The 23,793-nt window shown below is 34.6% G+C and carries 18 protein-coding genes and 1 other annotated feature; all 18 genes read left to right on the top strand.

Going from position 1 to position 23,793, the window contains the following annotated elements; translation table 11 throughout:
• Positions 1–363 precede the first annotated feature (363 nt).
• The 18 genes from RBH29_RS09730 (at position 364) to rpoC (ending at position 23,673) form a co-directional block, all read left to right on the top strand.
• Positions 364–1,329, top strand: coding sequence for an ABC transporter ATP-binding protein (locus tag RBH29_RS09730; protein WP_306696621.1), 966 nt, complete (start codon positions 364–366; stop codon positions 1,327–1,329).
• Position 1,330: 1 nt separating this feature from the next.
• Positions 1,331–2,038: an ABC transporter permease gene (locus tag RBH29_RS09725; protein ID WP_306696620.1), complete on the top strand. Its 708-nt coding sequence runs from the start codon at positions 1,331–1,333 to the stop codon at positions 2,036–2,038.
• 6 nt (positions 2,039–2,044) lie between these two features.
• A complete protein-coding gene (locus RBH29_RS09720; RefSeq protein WP_306696619.1) occupies positions 2,045–3,475 on the top strand; it encodes a GldG family protein in 1,431 nt (476 codons plus the stop codon).
• A complete protein-coding gene (locus RBH29_RS09715) occupies positions 3,472–4,854 on the top strand; it encodes a DUF4340 domain-containing protein (RefSeq protein WP_306696618.1) in 1,383 nt (460 codons plus the stop codon). Before RBH29_RS09720 ends, RBH29_RS09715 begins: the two co-directional genes overlap by 4 nt.
• An 82-nt stretch (positions 4,855–4,936) precedes the next feature.
• Positions 4,937–5,995, top strand: a complete 1,059-nt coding sequence (locus RBH29_RS09710; protein ID WP_306696617.1) for a YkvI family membrane protein — start codon at positions 4,937–4,939, stop codon at positions 5,993–5,995.
• A gap of 134 nt (positions 5,996–6,129) precedes the next feature.
• Positions 6,130–7,320: a DUF5711 family protein gene (locus RBH29_RS09705; protein ID WP_306696616.1), complete on the top strand. Its 1,191-nt coding sequence runs from the start codon at positions 6,130–6,132 to the stop codon at positions 7,318–7,320.
• 45 nt (positions 7,321–7,365) lie between these two features.
• Complete coding sequence (locus RBH29_RS09700; protein ID WP_306696615.1) at positions 7,366–8,073, top strand: CvpA family protein; 708 nt, start codon at positions 7,366–7,368, stop codon at positions 8,071–8,073.
• Positions 8,074–8,235: 162 nt separating this feature from the next.
• A complete protein-coding gene (gene ilvD / locus RBH29_RS09695) occupies positions 8,236–9,894 on the top strand; it encodes a dihydroxy-acid dehydratase (RefSeq protein ID WP_306696614.1) in 1,659 nt (552 codons plus the stop codon).
• 36 nt (positions 9,895–9,930) lie between these two features.
• Positions 9,931–11,598 carry a biosynthetic-type acetolactate synthase large subunit gene (gene ilvB, locus RBH29_RS09690; protein WP_306696613.1) on the top strand — a complete coding sequence of 556 codons (1,668 nt, stop codon included), beginning with the start codon at positions 9,931–9,933 and terminating at the stop codon, positions 11,596–11,598.
• A 240-nt stretch (positions 11,599–11,838) separates the two neighbouring features.
• A complete protein-coding gene (gene rpmG, locus RBH29_RS09685) occupies positions 11,839–11,988 on the top strand; it encodes a 50S ribosomal protein L33 (protein ID WP_306696612.1) in 150 nt (49 codons plus the stop codon).
• Between the two features lie 69 nt (positions 11,989–12,057).
• Positions 12,058–12,279, top strand: coding sequence for a preprotein translocase subunit SecE (gene secE, locus RBH29_RS09680; protein ID WP_306696611.1), 222 nt, complete (start codon positions 12,058–12,060; stop codon positions 12,277–12,279).
• An 81-nt stretch (positions 12,280–12,360) separates the two neighbouring features.
• Positions 12,361–12,894 (top strand): transcription termination/antitermination protein NusG, encoded by a 534-nt coding sequence (nusG, locus tag RBH29_RS09675; protein WP_306696610.1) that lies wholly within the window; start codon positions 12,361–12,363, stop codon positions 12,892–12,894.
• A 158-nt stretch (positions 12,895–13,052) separates the two neighbouring features.
• Positions 13,053–13,478, top strand: coding sequence for a 50S ribosomal protein L11 (rplK, locus tag RBH29_RS09670; RefSeq protein WP_306696609.1), 426 nt, complete (start codon positions 13,053–13,055; stop codon positions 13,476–13,478).
• Between the two features lie 110 nt (positions 13,479–13,588).
• Positions 13,589–14,284: a 50S ribosomal protein L1 gene (rplA, locus tag RBH29_RS09665; protein ID WP_306696608.1), complete on the top strand. Its 696-nt coding sequence runs from the start codon at positions 13,589–13,591 to the stop codon at positions 14,282–14,284.
• Positions 14,285–14,301: 17 nt separating this feature from the next.
• Positions 14,302–14,457 (top strand) — a sequence feature (ribosomal protein L10 leader region).
• A gap of 29 nt (positions 14,458–14,486) precedes the next feature.
• Positions 14,487–15,026 carry a 50S ribosomal protein L10 gene (gene rplJ / locus RBH29_RS09660; protein ID WP_306696607.1) on the top strand — a complete coding sequence of 180 codons (540 nt, stop codon included), beginning with the start codon at positions 14,487–14,489 and terminating at the stop codon, positions 15,024–15,026.
• A 66-nt stretch (positions 15,027–15,092) separates the two neighbouring features.
• The gene (rplL, locus tag RBH29_RS09655; RefSeq protein ID WP_306696606.1) at positions 15,093–15,476 is read left to right on the top strand and encodes a 50S ribosomal protein L7/L12; all 384 of its coding nucleotides are present in this window, start codon (positions 15,093–15,095) and stop codon (positions 15,474–15,476) included.
• Positions 15,477–16,384: 908 nt separating this feature from the next.
• Complete coding sequence (gene rpoB / locus RBH29_RS09650) at positions 16,385–20,158, top strand: DNA-directed RNA polymerase subunit beta (protein ID WP_306696634.1); 3,774 nt, start codon at positions 16,385–16,387, stop codon at positions 20,156–20,158.
• 17 nt (positions 20,159–20,175) lie between these two features.
• Complete coding sequence (gene rpoC / locus RBH29_RS09645; protein WP_306696605.1) at positions 20,176–23,673, top strand: DNA-directed RNA polymerase subunit beta'; 3,498 nt, start codon at positions 20,176–20,178, stop codon at positions 23,671–23,673.
• Positions 23,674–23,793: the final 120 nt, after the last annotated feature.

Raw genomic sequence — 23,793 nt, 5'->3', positions numbered from 1 at the left:
AACTACCTCACAAAAATTAACCATATAATACTATAATTATATCATCAATTTTTATAAAAACCAATACAGAAAAAAATATTGTTCTTCACATTTAATATATACACCCTTGGATTATTAAGAACTTGAAAAAGATTAGATAACACTATATAATAAGCTGGTAACATAATAATAAAAATATGCAGCAAGTGCTTTGATATTAACAATTTACTTATACGAAACATTAAAAATTCGCAGTTTTCTTGACAGCTTTCAATTAATATTTGATTAGTTACAAATTGTTCACAATTTATTAATTTTAATTTACGATAATAGAATTGTGCATTGTTATTTAAATGCAAGAAGAATAGGGGGGAAGAAGCTAAGATGATTGAAATACAAAATTTAACCAAGCACTATGGTTCAATTAAAGCTGTGAAAAATTTAAATTTCACTGTTGAAAAAGGAGAAATTCTTGGATTTTTAGGACCTAATGGTGCAGGGAAGACGACTACAATGAATATGATAACAGGATATCTTCCTTCAACTGAAGGCACAGTGAAGGTTTGTGGTTATGATATTGGAGAGAAGCCAGCAGAGGTAAAAAAGCATATTGGGTATTTGCCTGAGATTCCACCAGTATACACCGATTTGACTGTAAAAGAATATTTAAATTTTGTAAGTGATTTGAAAAAGGTTAGCAAGTCAAAAAGATCCAGCCAGATGTCGGATATTATGGAAACAGTAAAAATTACAGATGTTCAAAATAGACTGGTAGGAAATTTGTCAAAAGGTTACAGACAAAGGGTGGGTTTAGCTCAAGCTTTGGTTGGAAATCCAGAAGTTCTTATACTTGATGAGCCTACAGTTGGTCTTGATCCCAATCAAATTATTGAGATTAGAAAACTTATAAAAAATCTGGGAAAAGAACACACAATAATATTTAGTTCCCATATACTTCAGGAGGTAAGTGCTGTTTGTGAGCGAGTTGTAATAATAAATAAAGGTGAAATAGCTGCAATAGATACTCCTGACAAACTTTCAGAGAATTTAGATAATGTAACTCGATTTTTAATAAAAATCGAGGGTGCTCAAAAATCTGTAAAAGAGGCATTGAGCAAAATTAAGGGAATTTTAAGTGTAGAATCTGATTCTAAGAGTAAGGAAAATGTATTTAAATATATGATTGATTCTGAAAAAGATGTTGACGTAAGAAGACCAATATTCTTTAAAATGGCGGAGCTAGGATTTCCTATATTAGAACTTCAATCTATAGGAATGAACCTTGAAGACATATTTAGAAAGATTACAGCAGAAGAGAAGCAAACGCAAGAAAAACAGGAGGTTAAGTAATATGTTATCTATTTATAAGAAAGAACTTAGATCTTACTTTTATTCTCCAATGGCATATGTATTAATTGGTACGTATATACTGATTTTTTCATTGTTTTTTCGTGGAGTACTTTCAGGAAGGGGAACCTTTATATTTGGATCTTATCTATATCAATATAGTTTTTTGCTAGCATTTATTTTACCGATATTGACAATGAAGGCTTTTGCAGAAGAAAGGAAAAATGGTACAGAGGTATTACTAATGACATCTCCTGTTAGTGTAGTGGGCATTGTTTTAGGCAAGTATCTTGCAGCATTAACCGTCTTTCTAGCTATGGTGACCTTGACATTTATATATCCTATATTGACGGCTGTATACGGAAATCTTAATGTTATGCCAATGATTTCTTGTTATATAGGGTTTACTCTTATGGGGGCGTTTTTTGTAGCTTTTGGTATTTTTACATCTTCTCTTACTAAGAGCCAAATAATATCAGCTGTTATTGGAGTTGGTACTTTACTTCTTATTTGGTTTATGAATGAGTTAAGTTACATGTTTCAAGGTTATTTTTTGGGCTTTATCAATTGGATCTCATTCTTTTTTAGATTTAGAGAATTTGTTCAGGGAATATTTAGTTCAAGAGATTTGATTTTCTTTTCAAGCTTAATAGGTTTGTTTTTATTATTGACAATGATTGTAACTGAAAAAAGACGTTGGAGTCAGGGGTGATTAAATATGAAAAAATTATTTAAATTTTTGGGGTCAAAAAACTTTAAGTTTAATACCATTGCGTTATTTATGATGATATGTGCTATTGTCATTACTTTTTTTATAAATATAATAGCTGAAAGAACTAACGTTATATGGGATATGACAGAAGATGAAATGTATTCTATTGGACAACAGACAAAAACTATAGCAGGAAGATTGGATGAAGAGGTTGAAATCTTTTTTCTAGCTGATGGTGACATGTTAAGAGGTAGTGCTGGTACAGGAGCATGGACATGGCATTTCTTACAAAACTATAATCAGTTTCCTAATGTAACTGTTGATTTTATTGATCCGGATACAAACCCGGAAATAATTTCACAATTACAGTTGAGTGAAACAATGAGAATACAGAAAGAAGATATCGTTGTAAAAAGTGGAGATAAGGTCAGAAGAATTTCTGCATCTGAACTTTTTGAGAGCACTCAGATGGGAGTTTCATTTTCTGGAGAACAAGAGGTGACTAGTGCTATAATGTATGTTACCAGTGAAATAACTCCAACTGTATATTTTCTTGAAGGGCACAGACAGAGAGACTTAAATGATGAGTATAGAATAGTAAGAGAACTTTTTGAAATCAATAATTTTGCTGTAAGAAGAATTGATTTAAGCTTTGAAAGCGAAGTACCTGAAGATGCAAAAATATTGGTGGTGGCGGCACCTCAAGTTGACTTGTCCAATGATGAAAGAGACAAATTGGAAAACTATCTTGAAGAAGGGGGTAATGCCATATTTTTATTTGATCCAATAGCATCTGATTCAAGATTTACAAATTTTGAGTATATTTTAGAAAAGTATGATATGGCTTTATACCATGATAGAGTTAAGGAAAATAATGAAGCTAGGCACTTATCAGATAGACCATATCATATAATACCTGATTTAGGCGAAAGCGAATTGCTTTCACACAGAGATCCAAGTGAATTTCAGTTAGTAATGCCAGAGTCTCGAAGCATCAGGCTATTGAGAAAAGATCCTGAAGGTGTAACGGTTACACCTCTTTTGACAGCCAGTAGGGATGCAGAAAGAAATCCATTTGGTACTGTCGAAGGAGAAGAAATTCAAGGTGGACCAATTGATGTAGCAGCATTATCAGAGTATAGTGGTGAAGTAGAGTCTAAAGTTTTAGTGCTTGGAAATGCTTATTTTCTTACTGATGACGCTTTAGAAGAATATGCGCCCCATTCTCAAAACAGTTTGACATTTTTACTAGATTGTGTAGGAGAGATGTATGAAGAAACAAGTGATGTCTACGTAATGCCAAAAACAAATTTCACTGACACAATTACAGTTGATAGCTCAAGTGCGAGAATAATAACTAGGGTGGTTATATTTGGTGTCCCAATACTTGTGATGCTCTTTGGTATAAAGATATGGTTAAGGAGGCGTCATCTATGAGATTTTACAAGTATGCAATTATTCTTGTGGTAGTTGTGGCAATTTTAACAGGAATATACTTTATAGTTGATAGAACAGTAGAGCCAGAAGAAGATATTGTAGCAGAGTCAATTGAACTTTTAGAGATTGATGATGAAGAAGAAGTTCAGAGTTTGACAGTTAAAAATAATGAAGGTGAATTTGTTTTTGAAAGAGATGGTAACTCATGGAATCTTATTTCCGGGGGTGAATTTGAAGCTGATTCTTTAAGACTTAATAATATAGTATCAAGTATAACTGAACTTCATGCAGAAAGAATTATTGAAGAGAATACTGAGGATTTTGAAAGGTATGGACTTTTAGAAGCATTGGTTCTTACCGTGGAGACTGTAGATGGTGATTCTAGTGTTCTGGAGTTAGGAAGTGCTACTGCGACGCATGAAAGTTACTATATGAGATTAAATGCAAGTGACACAGTTTACACAATTCCCTACGATGTAGGAAGTGTGTTTAATGTGACTAAGACTGATATCAGAGACAGATATGTGATTAATTGTAGGAGGGCTGATGTAATTGAATTTGGTCTTGAAAGAGATGGCAAAACTGTTTTTATGGCTGAAAGAGAAGGAGAGAGGGATTGGAATATAGTAGATCCTTTTGAGGTCAGTGGAAATATAGTAGATATCTCAGATGCTATGGATTCTTTTATAAGGACACATGCAATTGAATATGTTGAAGAAGATGCAAGTGACTTGAGTACTTATGGATTGGATAATCCTAGGTATGCAGTTGAAGCAAAAACTAATGAAGGACAGAGTTTTAAATTACTTATTGGTGATGAAAAAGGTATGAACTTTGAGACTTACATTAAAGAGATATATGCATTACTGGAAGGAAGTAATGAAGTGTTTTTAATTGACATTGGGCCTTTGAATTTTTTAGAAAAATCCTTAATTGATTTTGTAAATCGTTTTGTATATGTAGAAGATATGAGATATATGGAAGGTGCATATGTAGAAATTGACGATGAAGAGATTAATCTTAAAATTGAAAGAATTACTGATGATGAAGGTAGAGAAAGACTGAATTACTATGTTAATGAAAAAGAAGTTTATGAAGATGGGCATTGGAACTTCAGAGAATTATATCGAACTCTTATGGCTGTCGGGGTAAAAGAAATAGACATTGAGGCAGAACCACCAGAAGAACAACCTGAGGCTTTGATGACTTTTTACTTAAACAAAGATCCTGAGGAAGTTACCATTGAATTTATTCCTAGGGACGATACAAGTTATTATGCTTTGAGAAACGGTGAGTATACTGGCTTGATAGCTGAGCAGGAAAGCTTTGACATTATATCAGAAACTTATGATATTTTATTAGACGATCTTAAGGACTAGTTTACTGAGATGATTGTAATTTGAAAGACAACTACAGCATAAAATTATAATACTTATAATTTTATGCTGGGAGTTGTTGTTTTTGTTTGAGGAAGTAAGAAATATATTTAAGGTGTCAAGTATATATATTGCAACAATTATAGGAGCGGGATTTGCATCTGGAAAGGAAATTATACAGTTTTTTACGTCGTATTATAGTGGTGGTTTTTATGGCATTTTATTGACAGGCATTTTATTTGCATTTATAGGATATATTGTGCTAAACAAAGTGTATTCAGAGAGAATTCAAAATTATGAAGAGTTTTTATTTCCTACAGTTGGATGGTTTTTAGGATGGGTTATGGAAGTAATAGTGACTCTTTTTATGGCATCTGTATTTTGTATTATGGTTGCAGGAGTTGGTAGCATAGTAACAGACAAAATAGATATTCCCTTTTATTATGCGATATTCGTTGTAACATTTATATGTATGATATTCTTTTTCACAGGAATAAAAGGAATAGTGTCATTGAGCACAGTTACTACCCCTTTGCTTATAGCTGGGATTTTAGGGATAGGCACTTATATAGTGTTAAGTAAAGATTCTTCTGTATTTAATGTTGCAGGTGGATTTAAAGATATGACCCATAACTGGGTGTTATCTTCAATTCTTTATGTGAGTTATAACAGTATTATATCAGTTGTTGTTATGTGCAGTTTGCTTCCATATTTAAAAACTAAAAGAACAGCATCAGCTGGTGGAATAATAGGTGGACTTGTCCTTGGTGGGATAGCTATAGTTTTAAATTATGCTCTTTACATATTCTATCCGTATATAATGTCATTTGAATTACCTGTTATTGGAATAGTAGATATGTATGGTGAACTGATGGGGAGTATTTACAGGATTGTATTAATTCTTGCAATGTTTATTTCTGCAATAACTGCAGGATATGGCTTTATAGAGCGTGTAAGTGGTAAAATAAAACTGAGTAGAAGAATAGTAATACCTGTAATATGTTGTATGACAATGCCCTTATCCAGCATTGGATTTTCAACACTTGCTGAAAAAATATATCCTGTTTTTGGATATGTAGGAATGTTTATGATTTTTGTAATACTGTTACATGGATTGAAGTTGATAAAAAAAGAAAATGTATAAATGATGTAGAGTAGGAATATTTTTCTTTACCTTTTATATATACACAAACGACTATATACAATGATTGCGGCTGTCCATTTGATATGATACAATATAAAAAAATACTTACTAAAGATAAGCAGGGGTGAATTATATTGGATATCCCTAGAAAAGATACTAAATTTAAAAAAAGACATGGAAGGTTTAATATATTTTTATTTATTGTGCTGATACTTATTATCATTAGTACATCAGCAGGGGCATATTTAAATCTAAATGAAATAGACCTTAAAAACACAAGTATAAAAGAATTGTTTGAAAATAGGTTTTATTTAGGAAGTGATTTCGGAAATAAAGAGGTTTTACTTGAGATGTCTTATGATAGCAGTGCTAATGCAAAATTTGCACTACATGACGATTATATTGTAAAATGTACACAGGGAAGAATAGATTTTATAGATAAAAGAGGAGAGGCAAGGAGGACTTTTCGTGGTTCTTTAAAAAACCCTTTGATTAAGAGTAAGGGGAATTATCTTTTGATAGCTGATTTTAAAGGTAAAGATATGTTTGTTTTTAGAGGGATAAATAAGCTATGGGAAGAGAAGTTAAACAATAATATAATAAATGCTGATATTAATGAAAAAGGTCATGTGGCTGTTGTTCATGAGGAAGAGATGAGTAGAAATGCAGCTAGTGCATTTAACAGAGAAGGAGTAAGATATTTTGTTGACAACTCTGGAGACGAATTTATTTTATCGGCAAAAGTATCTCCAGACGGCGACTCAATTCTTTTAAATTATGCTATTACATCAGGTATAGGTGCAACTACAGAGTTAAAAAAATATAATATTGAAAGCAAGGAACAGATAGAAAAGACAGTTGTTGAAAATGAATTTTTTCCATTTGCCGAATATATTGATGATGATACAATTATGGCTGTTGGTGATTCTTATATTGCTGTTTTAGGAGATAATCTTGAAGAAAAATGGAGTGCTTCTGCAAAAGGAAAAGTCTACAGTTCTAGTGCAGGTAGTGATAAATATGTTATAGCAGCTACAGAGTTAAAAGGAGCAGGCTTTTTTAGCAATAGAAAATCTGATATACTTATTTATGATATGGGTGGAGAAAGAGTTGCAGATTTAAATATTGAAAACCATGTGAAAAACATGGTGGTGTACGACGATATTATTGCTGTAAATTTAGGAAGACAGCTTTACATTATAAATTCGCAAGGTAAAATTATAGATGAATACGATTTCACAACAGAAATAAAATATATTGATTTTTTTAATAAAAAAGAAATTTTAGTAATAGTGGAAAATAAAATTATTATTTTAAATATATAGTGGCATAGCTAATTAAATATAAATTTTGATTATGGGGTGAAAAGTATGAATTGGGCAGATATTTTTGTTTTGTTGATTATTTTTGTTTTTGGATTTTTAGGACTTAAAAATGGTTTTATTTTTTCTTTATCTAAATTGGTGTCTTTTTTTATAGCAGTTATATTGGCTATTAAGTTTTACCCTGTACTTGCAGGTGTTCTGGCAGGGACTTTTATATTTACGCGAATCAAATCCAGCATTTATGACAGATTGATGATTCAGCAAGAAGAACAAATGGCAACTGTTAATGAAGAAGCTTCAACGACAGCAGAAACAGTGATTGACGGGCTTAATTTGCCAGAGTTTTTAAAAGACTTGATTAATAATCATGTAATAGAAAATTTACCGGATTTGGCAGGGGTAGTGGATTACGTAACAGTTGTTGATAGAATCAGTGGTGTTTTGGCTGAATTTGTTATTAATGTTATTAGTGTTGTTCTTTTGTACATTGCAATAAGGATAGGGCTTGTATTTGCAAGGAATATTCTTGAAGGAATAGCGAAATTACCTGTTTTCAAGCAGGTAAATAAACTTGGAGGATTTGCCTTTGGAGCGGTGGAAGGGCTTTTGACCATTTATATTGTATTTGCTATTTTAATGTTACTTCATACAGTTCCATTATTTGAAGGCTTTTTTGATTCTGTAGAAGCATCTTTGATAGCTAGATATTTTTATGAAAACAATTTTATAGTAAGCTGGATAGGTTTAGGGTAGCTAATTGTTATAATATTAACAATTGGTGGTATAAGTATTAAAAACATATTTAATTTGATATAAAAACACTGGACAATATGGTGTGGAAAGGGGTTTTAATTTGGAATATTTGTTCAAGATTGAATTTTATCTATAATTTATATAGAAAGAGAGGAATGAAATATGAAAAGTGATGCTGTTAAAAAAGGGGTAGAAAGAGCTCCCCATAGATCTTTGTTAAAAGCAATGGGGTATACTGATGAGGAAATTTCCAGACCGTTGATAGGTATAGCAAATTCCAAAAGTGAAATAATTCCAGGGCATACTGAACTGGACAGGATAACAGAAGCTGTGAAAGCTGGGATAAGAATGGCAGGAGGTACTCCTGTTGAATTCGGGGCTATAGGTGTTTGTGATGGAATAGCTATGGGTCACATGGGAATGAAGTATTCTCTTCCTACAAGGGAACTTATTGCGGATTCATGTGAAGCTATGGGACTTGCACATAGCTTTGATGGGATGGTTTTCATACCTAATTGTGACAAAATAGTTCCTGGCATGTTGATGGCTGCTGCAAGAATTAATGTACCATCTGTTGTAGTAAGCGGAGGTCCAATGCTTTCTATAAAGAGAAATGGTAAATATTTAGATTTAAACAGTGTTTTCGAGGCAGTAGGAGCTTATAAAGCGGGGAAAATGGATGAAGAGGATGTTTTAGACTGTGAAAATTATGCATGTCCAGGCTGTGGGTCGTGTTCTGGAATGTTTACAGCTAATTCAATGAATTGCCTTACAGAGGTTTTGGGACTGGGGCTTCCTGGTAATGGAACGGTTCCAGCAGTATATGCAGAAAGACTTCGTCTTGCAAAAAATGCAGGTGTAAAAGTTATGGAAATGATGGAAAAGGATATTAAGCCATCTGATATATTAAATGACAAGGCTTTTGAAAATGCACTTACTGTTGATATGGCTTTAGGATGTTCGACAAATTCAATACTTCACTTGCCTGCAATTGCAAATGAAGCTGGAGTAGAGATAAATTTAGATATAGTAAATGAAATAAGTAGTAGAGTACCAAACTTGTGTAAGTTAGCTCCGGCTGGAAATCATCATATTCAAGACCTTTATGCGGCTGGAGGAGTTCAAGCTGTGATGAAAGAGTTATCTGTAAAGAATTTATTAAATGCAGACTTGCTTACAGTTACAGGTGGAACTGTAAAAGACAATATTGAAAAGGCAAAAATTTTAGATTATGATGTTATAAGAAGTATTGACAATCCATACAGTAAAACTGGTGGGATTGCAGTTTTGAGAGGAAATATGGCACCTGATGGAGCAGTTGTAAAAAGATCAGCAGTGGCAGATGAAATGCTTATTCATAAAGGACCGGCTAGGGTGTTTGAGTCAGAAGACGATGCTATAGAGGCGATATATAAAGGTAGTATAAATAAAGGTGATGTAGTTATTATAAGATATGAAGGACCTAAGGGTGGACCTGGAATGCGAGAAATGTTAGGTCCTACTTCTGCAATTGCTGGTATGGGGCTTGATAAACATGTTGCACTTATTACTGACGGACGTTTTTCAGGTGCAACAAGAGGTGCATCAATTGGTCATGCTTCACCAGAAGCGATGGCAGGAGGGCCAATTGGAGTTATTAAAGAAGGTGACATAATTGATATAGATATAAACAAAGGAAAACTTAATGTTGATATATCTGAGGATGAGTTAAAAGATAGAATGAAGGATTGGAAGGCTCCAGAGCCTAAAATAACAAAAGGGTATCTAGGTAGATACGCAAAACTTGTTACATCTGCAAGTACAGGTGCTGTATTTAAATAATAAGGAATGCGAAAGAAATTATGGAGGAGAATATATATGAAATTAACAGGTTCGGAAATATTAGTTGAGTGTTTGAAGGAACAAAATGTAGATACAATTTTTGGCTTTCCGGGAGGGGCAGTTCTAAACATTTACGATGCATTGTTTAAAGCCAAAGACCAGATAAGGCATATATTGACGTCTCATGAGCAGGGGGCTTCTCACGCAGCAGATGGTTATGCAAGAGCCACAGGCAAGGTGGGTGTTTGTATTGCCACATCAGGTCCTGGTGCTACAAACTTGGTTACAGGTATTGCAACTGCATATATGGATTCAGTTCCTATGGTGGCGATAACAGGTCAGGTTCCAAAGGCGCTTTTAGGGAAGGATTCTTTTCAGGAGGTTGATATAACTGGAATTACAATGCCTATTACAAAGCATAATTATATTGTAAAAGAAGTTGACAATCTTGCTGATGTGATTCGAGAGGCGTTTAAAATTGCAAAAGAAGGAAGGCCTGGGCCGGTACTGATTGATATATGCAAAGATGTGACTGCTGCAACGGCTGAGTATGATACTAAAGAGCCACAAAAGCTTAAGGACATTCCTATTGGGGCAAGTGAAAGTGATATAGAGCAAGCTGTCAGAGTAATAAACGAAGCCAAAAAACCTGTTATACTTTCAGGTGGTGGAGTTTCCATAGGTGGAGCAGATAAAGAGCTAGTTAAATTTGCACAAAAAGCGAAAATACCTGTTACAACGACCTTGATGGGCATGGGATCATTTCCTGGAGCTAATGATTTGTTTATGGGTATGATAGGTATGCATGGAACCAAGACTACTAATCTTGCTGTATCTGAGTCAGATCTTTTTATTGCAATAGGTGCAAGGTTTAGTGATAGAGTAATTAGTAATGTTAAAAGATTTGCTCCTAAAGCTAAAATAATGCACATTGATATAGATCCAGCTGAGATAGGAAAAAATCTTGTTGTACATTATCCTCTTATTGGAAATATCAAAAAGATAGTTGAAAAAATTAATGACAAAATCGATGACAAAGAATATGGTGAATGGAATAAAAAAATTGATGGTTGGAAGAAAGAGTACCCATTAAAGTTTCCAAGTGAGGGAAAGGTAAAGCCAAATTACATTTTAGAGAGAATGTATGAACTTACAGAGGGAAAAGCCATTATAACAACAGAAGTAGGTCAGCATCAGATTTGGGCAGCACAATTTTATAAGTACAGTTCTCCAAGACAGTTTCTTTCTTCAGGAGGACTTGGAACAATGGGGTATGGATTTGGGGCGTGTATTGGTGCTCAAATAGGAATGCCTAATAAAAAAGCAATAAATGTTGCAGGTGATGGAAGCTTTAGAATGAACTGTAACGAGCTTGCTACAGCAGTTGAATATAAATTGCCTTTGGTAATAGCTATTTTTAACAACCATGTCTTAGGAATGGTTAGGCAGTGGCAAAATCTGTTTTATGATTCAAGGTATTCATCAACTACTATAGACAGAGGGACAGATTTCGCAGCGATGGCTGAAGCCTATGGAGCGATTGGTATAAATGTATCCAGTCCAGAAGAGGTTGATGAAGCTCTAAAAAAAGCATTTGATTCAAAGGATACGCCTGTAGTGATAAATTTTGAAATTGATAGAGATGATAAGGTATTTCCCATAGTTCCACCTGGTGCGGGAATTAGTGAGTTAATTGAGGAGTGAAAAATGTATCATCATTAGTGAAAGGTGATGTTAGTTAGAATAGCAATTGGCAAGGGGGAAACCCCTTGCTTTAATACAGTATCATAAATGAATCATACTGCAAGAAAAAAATTCAAAAGTCAACTTGACTTCTAATAATATACGTGATAAACTAATTATTGCTTCGTGTTGTAGGTCTTTTTTTTTGTCAGAGAAATTTTAGATAAATTTATTTGTGGACACGTTGTGGAGGTGTGAAAGATGAGAGTTAAAATTACATTGGCTTGCGGAGAATGTAAGCAGAGAAATTATGATGCTATGAAAAACAAAAAAAATGATCCAGATAGGCTTGAAATGAGAAAGTATTGTAGATTTTGTCGCAAACATACAGGGCATAAAGAAACAAAATAAGAGCTGGCTTATTTTTGGATTAATGTTAGTGTAGTGTGAAATAAAAAATATAATGGAGAGATGTTTAAAATGGCTGGAAATGCAAAAAAACCAAAAGCTGAAGGTACAAAAGCACGCTTTTTAAAGTTTTTTAAAGAAGTTAGAAGCGAGTTAAAAAAAGTTATATGGCCGACTAAAACCCAACTTATGAACAATACTCTAACAGTATTGATTATGTGTCTAATAATAGGTGCATTTATATGGGGATTGGATTATGGTCTTAATATATTAAGAGGTCTTGTTTATGCATAAGCCCTAAGTTCAGGTTTTTAATTTGCTATGAATAGTATTACGGCTTATATCTAAAGTCAATAAAGGAGGATTCAGGGCATTATGCTCAATAATGAAGCACCTGAAAATGGAAAGTGGTATGTTGTTCATACCTATTCTGGATATGAAAACAAGGTAAAAGCAAACCTTGAAAAAATAGTTGAAAACAGAAATATGCAGGATTACATTATAGATGTAGTTGTTCCAATGGAAGAACAAATTGAGATTAAAGATGGCAAGAAAAAGGCAACCTTGAAAAAGGTTTTTCCAGGTTATGTCCTTGTCAAAATGATGATGTCTGATGAATCTTGGTATATTGTTAGAAACACTCGTGGAGTTACTGGTTTTGTAGGTCCAGGTTCTAAGCCTGTGCCGCTATCTGATGAAGAAGTTAAGTCAATGGGAGTTGAAGAGTTTGCTCCTGTACTTGATTATGAGCCAGGTGATAATGTAAGAGTGATTTCTGGTCCTTTAGAAAACTTTATTGGGATAGTCGAAGAAATAAATACGGAAAAGAAAAAAGTTCGTGTTTCTGTGTCTATGTTTGGGCGAGAGACCCCAGTAGAATTAGAACTTTTCCAAATTCAGAAAATGTAATGCATTTTTGCAAGTGGACAATAAAACAAAATTGTTCTATGCAAAAGTTAAGATATAAATTAAATTTGAGTGTTATACCTTGGAAAACTGCATGAGCAGCAATTTTCGGGAATAATGATATATAGTAATATGTTTAATTAAATTGGGAGGTGGATAATATGGCTAAAAAAGTTACCGGCTATATAAAACTTCAAATTCCTGCGGGGAAAGCAACTCCGGCTCCACCGGTTGGACCAGCGTTAGGTCAGCATGGCGTCAATATAATGGGATTTTGTAAAGAATTTAATGAAAGAACTGCAAAACAGGCAGGGATGGTTATTCCTGTAGTGATAACAGTATTTGCTGATAGGTCTTTCTCATTTATTACAAAAACACCACCAGCTGCTGTGTTGATAAAGAAATCTTGTAAAATAGATAGTGGTTCTGGTGTTCCAAATAGGGAGAAAGTTGCAACTCTACCAAAAGAGGAATTGAGGAAGATAGCTGAACTTAAAATGCCTGACTTAAATGCAGCAGATATTGAAGCGGCAGAAAGAATGGTTGCTGGAACTGCTAGAAGTATGGGAATAGAAATAGAAGCCTAATTTTAAAATAGGTTCTATAGTTTGAAATTTCTTTATAAATTTCAAGTAAGTTCGACAGTGGGAGGAACATTAGTTTCCGAATAAAATTACCACAAAGGAGAGTGAAAAGAGTGAAAAGAGGAAAAAATTATCAAGAAAGTGCAAAGCTTGTAGATAAATTAAAGTCATATGACCCACCTGAGGCTATTGAGTTAACTCAAAAAACATCTAAGGCAAAATTTGATGAAACTGTGGAAGCTCATATAAGACTAGGTGTTGATTCAAGGCATGCGGATCAACAGGTTAGAGGAGCAGTTGTACTTCCTAATGGTACTGGTAAAAAAATCAGAGTACTTGTATTTGCAAAGGGAGATAAGGCAAAAGAGGCAGAAGCAGCAGGTGCAGATTATGTTGGAGTGGATGAGTATGTAACTAAAATTCAAAAAGATAATTGGTTTGAATTTGATGTTGTCATAGCTACTCCTGATATGATGGGGGTTGTTGGTAAGTTAGGTAGAACTTTAGGACCTAAAGGCTTGATGCCAAACCCTAAAGCTGGAACTGTAACAATGGATGTTGCAAAGGCAGTTGATGAAGTTAAAGCAGGTAAGATTGAGTATAGGCTTGACAAGACAAATATTATACATTGTCCTATTGGAAAGGTATCTTTTGGTACCGAAAAGCTTTTAGAAAACTTCCGTGTTTTAATGGGAGCTATTATAAAGGCAAAACCTTCAGCGGCAAAGGGACAATATTTAAAGAGTGTTGTTGTTACTTCAACAATGGGACCTGGTATTAAGGTAAATGCTCAAAAAATGAGTGACTAAAGATTAAAAAACATAAACAAAATTGCATAATAATGCCATAGACAGCAGGTTGTATTTAATAGGATATGTAAAGGCAAAGTTTACCTGTCTTCCTGCCGAGGTTCATATATTATATGATGGATTATTAATCCCCTCTGTGTCTGTGTGCATATGAGGGGTTTTGTATGTTATAGGCATTTTTAATTAAGGAGGTGAATTGTTAGTGCCAAGTGAAAAAATACTTCAACAAAAAAAGGAAGCAGTGAAAAAACTTTCAGAAGAAATTAAAGAGGCAAAAACCATAGTATTTGCTGACTACAGAGGAGTTTCTGTTGAGCAGGACACAGAAATGAGAAGTGCTTTGAGAAAGTCAGATGTTGAATATAAGGTAGTAAAAAATAATTTAGTTAGATTTGCTATGGGTGAAAATGGATTGAGTGAATTAGAACCTCACTTAAAAGGTCCTACAGCTATGGCTATAAGCATGGAAGATCCTGTTGCACCAGCTAAAATATTAGCTGAATATGCAAAAAAGAATAAAAAAGTGCAGTTTAAAGCAGGAATAGTTGAAGGGAAAATATGTAATGCTGAGGATTTAAAAGCTATTGCAGATTTACCTTCAAAGGAAGAACTTATTGCAAAGGCAATAGGTGGAATGAATGCACCTTTGAATGGTTTTGTAAATGTATTAAATGCAAACATAAAAGGATTGGCTGTTGCTTTAAATGCAATTGTAGAAAAGAAGGAAAAAGCAGATGTATAAAAGCTGCTTAATGATTAAAACAAATATGTAAAAAGTAAAAAAATAAAATTTTTGGAGGTATATAAAATGGCTAGTGAAAAAGTTACAAAATTAATGGAAGAAGTAAAGAATATGACAGTATTAGAGTTGTCAGAATTGGTTAAAGAATTAGAGGAAGAGTTTGATGTATCAGCTGCAGCTCCTATGGCAGTGGCAGCAGCTCCAGCAGCAGGCGGCGGTGCAGCTGCAGAAGAAGAAAAAACTGAGTTTGATGTTGTATTAAAGTCTGTAGGTTCTCAAAAGATTAAAGTAATCAAAGTTGTTAGAGAAGTAACAGGGTTAGGACTTAAGGAAGCTAAAGAGATGGTTGACGGTGCACCAAAAACAGTTAAAGAGGCTGTTTCTAAAGATGATGCGTCTGAAATCGAAGCTAAATTCAAAGATGTTGGAGCAACTGTAGAAGTTAAGTAATTACCCACCTAAATAAAGGAGAACATCGGATATTTAACATGTCTGATGTTCTTCTTTTTAAATTTAAGTAATTTATAAAAACCGAATAGCATATAGGATGTAAAAAACAAAAAACAAAAAAGTTATTGACAAGTTGGATTACATATGCTAAAATCATATACTGCGTGTAATTTCAGTATTTGATTCTTTTTCTTTCGATACTAAAAATTATACAAACATGAAATGTATTCTGAAATATTATATTGAAACTTATAATTATTTTAATTAATAATTTTGCAATTATAGATGCTTAAAATAGATTTTTTTAATCACAGGGGAATAAACAAGACAATATTTGTTAATGATATTTTTATGTAAAAAAATATATAGTTATCGGCTTGGTCACAAGATACCTCCTTAAGTTTGGTGATATAAGGCGAGGTTTTGTTAAAAATTCGGTAGGCATACTGACTACGCTTGTGGAGAGTCTGCATTTGCGAAGCAAGAGTCTTTCTTCTTTTAGGGAAGAGAGAATGTAAAATACATAACAAAAGATATAATAGTACTTATTTAAAATACTATGAAGCTCTGCGGTAATTAGTATTTTGGGATTTTATGACAATAAAAGTTCCATAAAGCAACTATTACTGTCAGGTAGCTTTGTATTAATTTATATATTCAAAAGTTTTGAGTTTCATTGACTTAGTTAATGTTTAGACATAATTTTTTATCGGCTTCGTTGTAAGACACCTTTCCTTAAGGTTGGTGATATAAGGCGAGGTTTTGTTAAGAATTCGGTAGGGCATACCGACTATGCTTGTGGAAGGGCTGAATTAAATAGCTCTGTGAAGCAAGAATCCTTCTCCTTTAGGGAGATGAGAATGTCAAGCAGTTGTAAAGACAAAAGTCTGATATATGAGGTGATATTAATGGTACATCCGGTGAAATTAGGAAAGAATGTCAGAATGAGCTATTCTAAAATTGATGAAGTTATTGACATGCCAAATCTGATTGAAATTCAGAAAAATTCCTACAATCAATTTTTAGAGGAAGGTTTAAGAGAAGTTTTCAGAGATGTTTCTCCTATTACCGATTATACAGGAAATTTGATTTTGGAGTTTGTTGATTACTCCTTAGATGAAAGTCCTAAGTATAGTGTAGAGGAATGTAAGGAAAGGGATACTACATTCTCAGCTCCTTTAAAGGTAAAGGTACGGTTAATTAACAAGGAAACAGGAGAAGTAAAAGAACAGGAGATCTTTATGGGAGATTTTCCTTTAATGACTGAGAATGGTACGTTTATTATTAATGGTGCAGAAAGAGTTATTGTAAGTCAGCTGGTAAGGTCACCAGGCATTTATTATTCAATGAAATATGACAAAACTGGTAAAGAACTTTATTCAAACACTGTTATTCCAAACAGGGGAGCATGGCTTGAATATGAGATGGATTCTAATGATGTAATATCGGTTAGAATAGACAGAACAAGGAAATTACCTGTTACTGTTCTTGTAAGAGCATTAGGTTATGGAACGGATCTTGAAATTACAGAACTTTTAGGCGAAGACGAAAAAGTTATTGCAACTATACAAAAGGATGGTGCAAAAGCTGAAGATGAAGGTCTTTTGGAAATTTATAAAAGACTAAGGCCAGGTGAGCCACCTACAGTTGAAAGTGCTAGGTCGCTTTTAAATAGTTTATTTTTCGACCCTAGAAGATATGATTTAGCTAAATTTGGAAGGTTTAAGTTTAACAAAAAGCTTTCTATTGCAAGCAGGATAAATGGCTTTATATCAGACGAAAATATAGTTAATCCACACACTGGTGAAATAATTGTTTCTGAAGGAGAAAAGATTGACAGAGATGCTGCATTGATAATTGAAAATGCAGGTATTAATCATGTGCATATTAATGTTGAAGGCAAAAAGATTAAAGTAATTGGTAATGATACAGTTGACATTAATGAGTACATTAACTTTGATTCTAAAGAAATTGGTATTTCAGAAAAAGTTAAGCTTAGTGTATTAGATTCAATATTAAAAGAAAATGATGGTTCTAACGTTGAAGAGCTTAAAGCTGCTTTAAACGAAAAAATTGATGATCTTATTCCAAAATATATAACTGTAGAGGATATAATTGCATCTATAAATTATGTTATTAATCTTGATTATGGAATTGGGTACACAGATGATATAGATCACTTGGGTAATAGAAGACTTCGTTCTGTGGGAGAACTTTTACAAAATCAATTCCGCATAGGCTTGTCTAGAATGGAAAGAGTGGTAAGGGAAAGAATGACCATTCAGGATATAGATATAGTTACTCCACAGGCGCTAATAAATATAAGGCCGGTTGCGGCGGCGATTAAAGAATTTTTCGGAAGCAGTCAGCTGTCACAATTTATGGATCAGACTAATCCATTAGCAGAGTTGACTCACAAAAGAAGACTTAGTGCATTAGGACCGGGAGGACTTAGTAGAGAAAGGGCAGGATTTGAAGTTCGTGACGTTCACCACTCTCACTATGGAAGAATGTGTCCTATAGAGACTCCAGAAGGGCCTAATATAGGTCTTATAGGTTCTCTTAGTACCTATGCAAGAATTAATGAATATGGCTTTATTGAAGCCCCTTACAGAAAAGTTGATAGGGATAACGTTGTTGTTACAGACGACATAAGTTATCTAACTGCCGACCAAGAAGATGAATTTCTTATTGCACAGGCAAATGAACCTTTAGATGAAGAAGGTAGATTTACTGATAAAAGAGTTATATGTAGATATAAAGAGGAATTTTTAGAAACAGAGAAAAATAGAGTTGACTATATGGATGTTTCGCCAAAACAGTTAGTTTCTGTTGCGACTTCATTAATACCTTTTCTTGAAAATGACGATGCTAACCGTGCTCTTATGGGGGCTAATATGCAACGTCAGGCAGTTCCACTTATAAAGACAGATTCGCCTATTATAGGAACAGGTATTGAATACAAGGCAGCAAGAGATTCTGGGGTTGTTGTTTTGGCAAGAAATGCTGGTGTAGTTGAAAAAGTTAGTGCCAGCAAAATAGTTATAAGAAGAAAAGATGGAAATAAAGATGAATACAAACTTTTGAAGTATTTGCGCTCTAATCAGGGGACGTGTATAAATCAAAGACCTATTGTGGAAAAAGGTGAAGTGATTGAAAAAGGTGACGTGATTGCTGATGGTCCTTCAACAGACAAAGGTGAGATATCATTAGGAAAGAATGTTCTCATAGGTTTTATGACATGGGAAGGATATAACTATGAAGATGCCATATTGATAAGTGAAAAACTTGTTAAAGAGGATGTGTTTACATCTATTCATATTGAAGAATATGAGGCAGAAGCAAGAGATACAAAATTAGGGCCTGAGGAAATAACAAGAGACATACCAAATGTAAGTGAAGATTCTTTAAAAGACTTAGACGAAAGAGGAATAATTAGAATTGGAGCTGAGGTAAGGTCAGGGGATATTCTTGTTGGAAAAGTTACACCAAAAGGAGAAACAGAGCTTACAGCAGAGGAAAGACTACTTAGAGCTATTTTTGGAGAAAAGGCAAGAGAAGTTCGTGATACATCTTTGCGTGTACCCCATGGTGAAGCAGGTATAATTGTAGATGTAAAGGTGTTTACAAGGGAAAATGGTGATGAGTTATCGCCAGGAGTTAATCAACTTGTAAGAGTATATATTGCTCAAAAAAGAAAGATATCTGTTGGGGATAAAATGGCTGGAAGACATGGTAATAAGGGTGTTATTTCAAGAATTCTTCCAGAAGAGGATATGCCGTTTTTACCGGATGGGACACCACTTGAAATAGTATTGAATCCTTTGGGAGTTCCTTCACGTATGAATATAGGTCAGGTGTTGGAAGTTCACTTGGGCTTTGCTGCAAAAGCTTTAGGATGGAAAGTGGCAACTCCTGTATTTGACGGTGCCAGTGAGATGGATATAATCGAGACGTTAAAAAAAGCAGGTCAAAATGAGGACGGAAAAACGGTATTGTTTGATGGAAGGACTGGAGAGCCATTAGAAAACAAAGTAACAGTTGGATATATGTATGTGCTAAAGCTTGCACACCTTGTTGATGATAAAATACATGCTCGTTCAACTGGTCCATATTCACTTGTAACTCAGCAGCCTTTAGGTGGTAAGGCACAGTTCGGGGGACAGAGGTTTGGAGAGATGGAAGTGTGGGCACTTGAAGCTTATGGTGCTGCATACACATTGCAGGAAATACTTACAGTTAAGTCGGATGATGTTATCGGAAGAGTTAAGACATATGAAGCTATAGTAAAAGGAGAAAATGTACCTGAACCTGGAATCCCAGAATCATTTAAAGTTTTAATAAAAGAGCTTCAGAGTCTTTCCCTTGATGTAAAAGTTTTCTCTGAAGAACAAGAAGAGATAGCAATAAAGGAATCGGTAGATGATGAACTTGAAGAATTAAATGTAAACATAGAGGGAAGAGAAGACGAGGCTGTTTTAAATGAGTTTGAAAAAACCGGCGAGGAAAGCATAGAAGGCAGCTTAGAAGGCAGCTTAGAAGGCGACTTAGACGGTGATGATTTGGACTTTTCAGATGTAGCTGAAGGTATGAAGAGTGAAGAAGTTATTGAGAACAATTTAGATGAAGATTTGTTTTCAGAAGATGATTTAGAAGATAGCCTTGATGGTGAAGAATTATAAAGAAAGGAGAATGGGCCGTGTTTGAACTAAATAATTTTGATTCAATGAAGATAGGTTTGGCTTCTCCAGAAAAGATAAGAGAATGGTCACGGGGAGAAGTAAAAAAACCTGAGACCATAAATTATAGAACATTAAAGCCTGAAAGAGATGGTCTGTTTTGTGAAAGAATATTTGGACCTCAAAAGGATTGGGAATGCCACTGTGGTAAGTATAAAAGAATAAGATATAAAGGTATTATCTGTGATAGATGTGGAGTTGAGGTAACTCGTTCAAAGGTGAGAAGAGAAAGGATGGGGCATATTGAATTAGCTGCACCGGTTTCTCATATATGGTATTTCAAGGGGATTCCTAGCAGAATGGGGTTATTACTGGATATGTCTCCTAGGTCATTGGAAAAAATATTATATTTTGCATCATATGTAGTTATTGATCCAGGCCAGACTCCTTTATCAATAAAGCAAATTCTTACTGAGAAGGAATACAGAGACAGCTTGGATAAATTTGGTATGAAATTTGAGGCATCAATGGGTGCAGAAGCTGTTAAGCGACTTCTTGATGAAATAGATTTAGATAAACTGTCAAGGGATCTTAGAATTGAACTTGAAGAGATATCTGGACAAAAACGTGTAAGAACAATTAAAAGACTTGAAGTTGTTGAAGCTTTTAAACAGTCAAAGAACAGGCCGGATTGGATGATTTTAGATGTAATTCCGGTAATACCACCGGAATTGAGACCGATGGTTCAATTAGATGGAGGAAGGTTTGCTACTTCAGATCTTAATGACCTTTATAGAAGGGTTATAAATAGAAATAACAGACTAAAAAGGCTTTTAGACTTAGGTGCTCCAGATATAATTGTACGAAATGAAAAAAGAATGCTCCAGGAAGCTGTGGATGCACTAATTGATAATGGAAGAAGAGGAAGACCAGTAACAGGTCCTGGTAACAGACCTCTTAAGTCTTTGTCGGACATGTTGAAAGGTAAACAGGGACGTTTTCGTCAAAACCTGTTGGGAAAACGTGTTGACTATTCAGGGCGTTCTGTTATAGTGGTAGGACCTGAACTAAATATATATCAATGTGGTCTTCCAAAGGAAATGGCACTGGAATTATTTAAGCCTTTTGTAATGAAAAAGCTTGTTAATGATGGTTTGGCTCATAATATTAAAAGTGCCAAGAGAATGGTGGAAAGAGTAAAAACTGAAGTTTGGGACGTGTTAGAAGAAGTAATTAAAGAGCACCCAGTGCTTTTAAATCGTGCACCTACTCTTCATAGACTTGGAATTCAGGCATTTGAGCCTGTTCTTGTAGAAGGTAGAGCGTTAAAACTTCATCCACTTGTTTGTACTGCGTATAATGCAGATTTTGATGGTGACCAGATGGCTGTTCACGTGCCTCTTTCAGCTGAAGCACAGTCAGAAGCAAGGTTTTTAATGCTTTCAGCTACCAACCTGTTAAAGCCACAGGACGGAAAACCTGTTGCTGTTCCTACTCAGGACATGGTTTTAGGAAGTTATTATATGACCATTGTAAAGGACGGTGAAAAAGGCGAAGGAAGGATATTTGTTTCTCCAGAAGAAGCAGTAATGGCATATGACAGCGGACAAATAGGTCTTCACTCAAAGATTAAAGTTAGAAGAGAAAGGTTAATTGATGGAGTTGTTAAAAGTAAGATAGTTGATGCTACTGCAGGAAGGTTAATTTTTAATGAAGCCGTTCCACAGGATTTAGGATTTGTAGACAGAACAAATACTGATACTGCTTTTGATCTTGAAGTAAATTTCCTTGTAGGAAAAAGTGGGCTTCGAGATATAATTGATAAAAGCATAAAGGTTCATGGAGCAACTAAGACAGCTGTTCTTTTAGATGATATTAAGGCATTAGGATTTAAATATTCGACAAAAGGTGCTATTACTATAAGTGTATCTGACATGGTAATACCTGAAGTTAAGGCAAAACATATCCAGGAAACAGAGGATAGAATTGAAAAAATAATAAAACAGTATAAGAGGGGACTTATTTCAGATGAAGAGAGATATAACTCAGTTATAGCTTCATGGACAGAGGCGTCTGAAAGTATAACCCAAGCTCTTATTGATAATTTGGACAGATTTAATCCTGTTTATATGATGTCTCAGTCTGGAGCAAGAGGTAACATTAACCAGATCAAGCAGCTTGCAGGGATGAGGGGGCTTATGGCAGATACACAAGGTAAGACCATTGAGGTTCCAATAAAGGCAAATTTCCGTGAAGGACTTAATGTTATGGAGTTTTTCATATCCACTCACGGAGCTAGAAAAGGTTTGGCTGATACAGCACTTAGGACTGCTGATTCAGGTTACCTTACAAGACGTCTTGTTGATGTAAGTCAGGATGTTATAGTTAGAGAAGTGGATTGTGGAACGAGAAAAGGCATAGAAATTTCTGACATTAAGGATGGTAACGAAATAATAGAAGAATTGTCAGAAAGATTGGTTGGAAGGTATCCTGCTTCACATGTTCTTCACCCTGAGACCGGTGAAATAATTGTTGAAACAGGCAAACTTATGAGTGATGAGGATGCAAAAAATATTATTGATGCAGACATCAAAAAAGTTAAAATTAGATCGTTATTGACTTGTCACTCAGAATATGGTGTTTGTGCAAAATGTTATGGTGCAAACCTTGCAACAGGTGAAGAGTGTAATGTAGGTGAATCTGTAGGAATTATTGCTGCACAATCAATAGGAGAGCCAGGTACCCAGCTTACTATGAGAACATTCCACACAGGTGGAGTTGCAGGAGATGATATTACACAAGGTCTTCCACGTGTTGAGGAATTATTTGAGGCAAGAAAGCCAAAAGGTCTTGCAATTATATCTGAGGTACCGGGAACTGTTAAGATAGTAGAGTCAAAAAAGAAAAGAGAGGCTGTTGTTACAACAGAAGGAGGAGAGTCCAAAAACTACTTGATTCCATATGGCTCTAGATTAAAAGTTTCTGAAGGAGATGTAGTTGAAGCTGGAGATGAGATTACAGAAGGTTCTGTTAATCCTCATGACATATTAAAAATAAAAGGAATTGGTGGAGTTGAAGCATATCTTCTTCAAGAAGTTCAAAGGGTATACAGGCTTCAAGGTGTTGACATAAGTGACAAACACATTGAGGTAATTATAAGACAGATGCTTAGAAAAATCAAAGTTGATGATGCAGGAGATACTAGCTTACTTCCAGGTAGCTTGGTAGATGTATTTGACTTTGAAGAAGAAAATGCAAAAACAATGGCAGAAGGTATGAGGGCTGCAACAGGAAAAAGAATTTTGTTAGGTATTACAAAGGCTTCACTTGCTACAGAGTCATTCTTATCGGCAGCATCTTTCCAAGAGACAACAAGAGTGTTAACTGAAGCTGCAATAAAAGGTAAGGTTGATCCTTTGGTAGGCTTAAAGGAAAATGTTATTATTGGTAAGCTAATACCGGCAGGAACAGGAATGAGTAGATATAAGGATATAAATATAAGTACAGTAATTGAGTAGCTAACAATGCTTTAGAAGTAACTTCGTATTCTCAAGGACGAAACCCCGATGATTTAATGGGTTTTAGACGATGAGAATCGGAGGTTATTTCTTAGCAATAACTTATTAACAATAAAAAAT

The sequence above is a fragment of the Herbivorax alkaliphila genome, assembly GCF_030848475.1.
Classification (GTDB): Bacteria; Bacillota; Clostridia; order Acetivibrionales; family Acetivibrionaceae; genus Herbivorax.
This window is presented reverse-complemented; position numbering and strand designations above follow the sequence as displayed.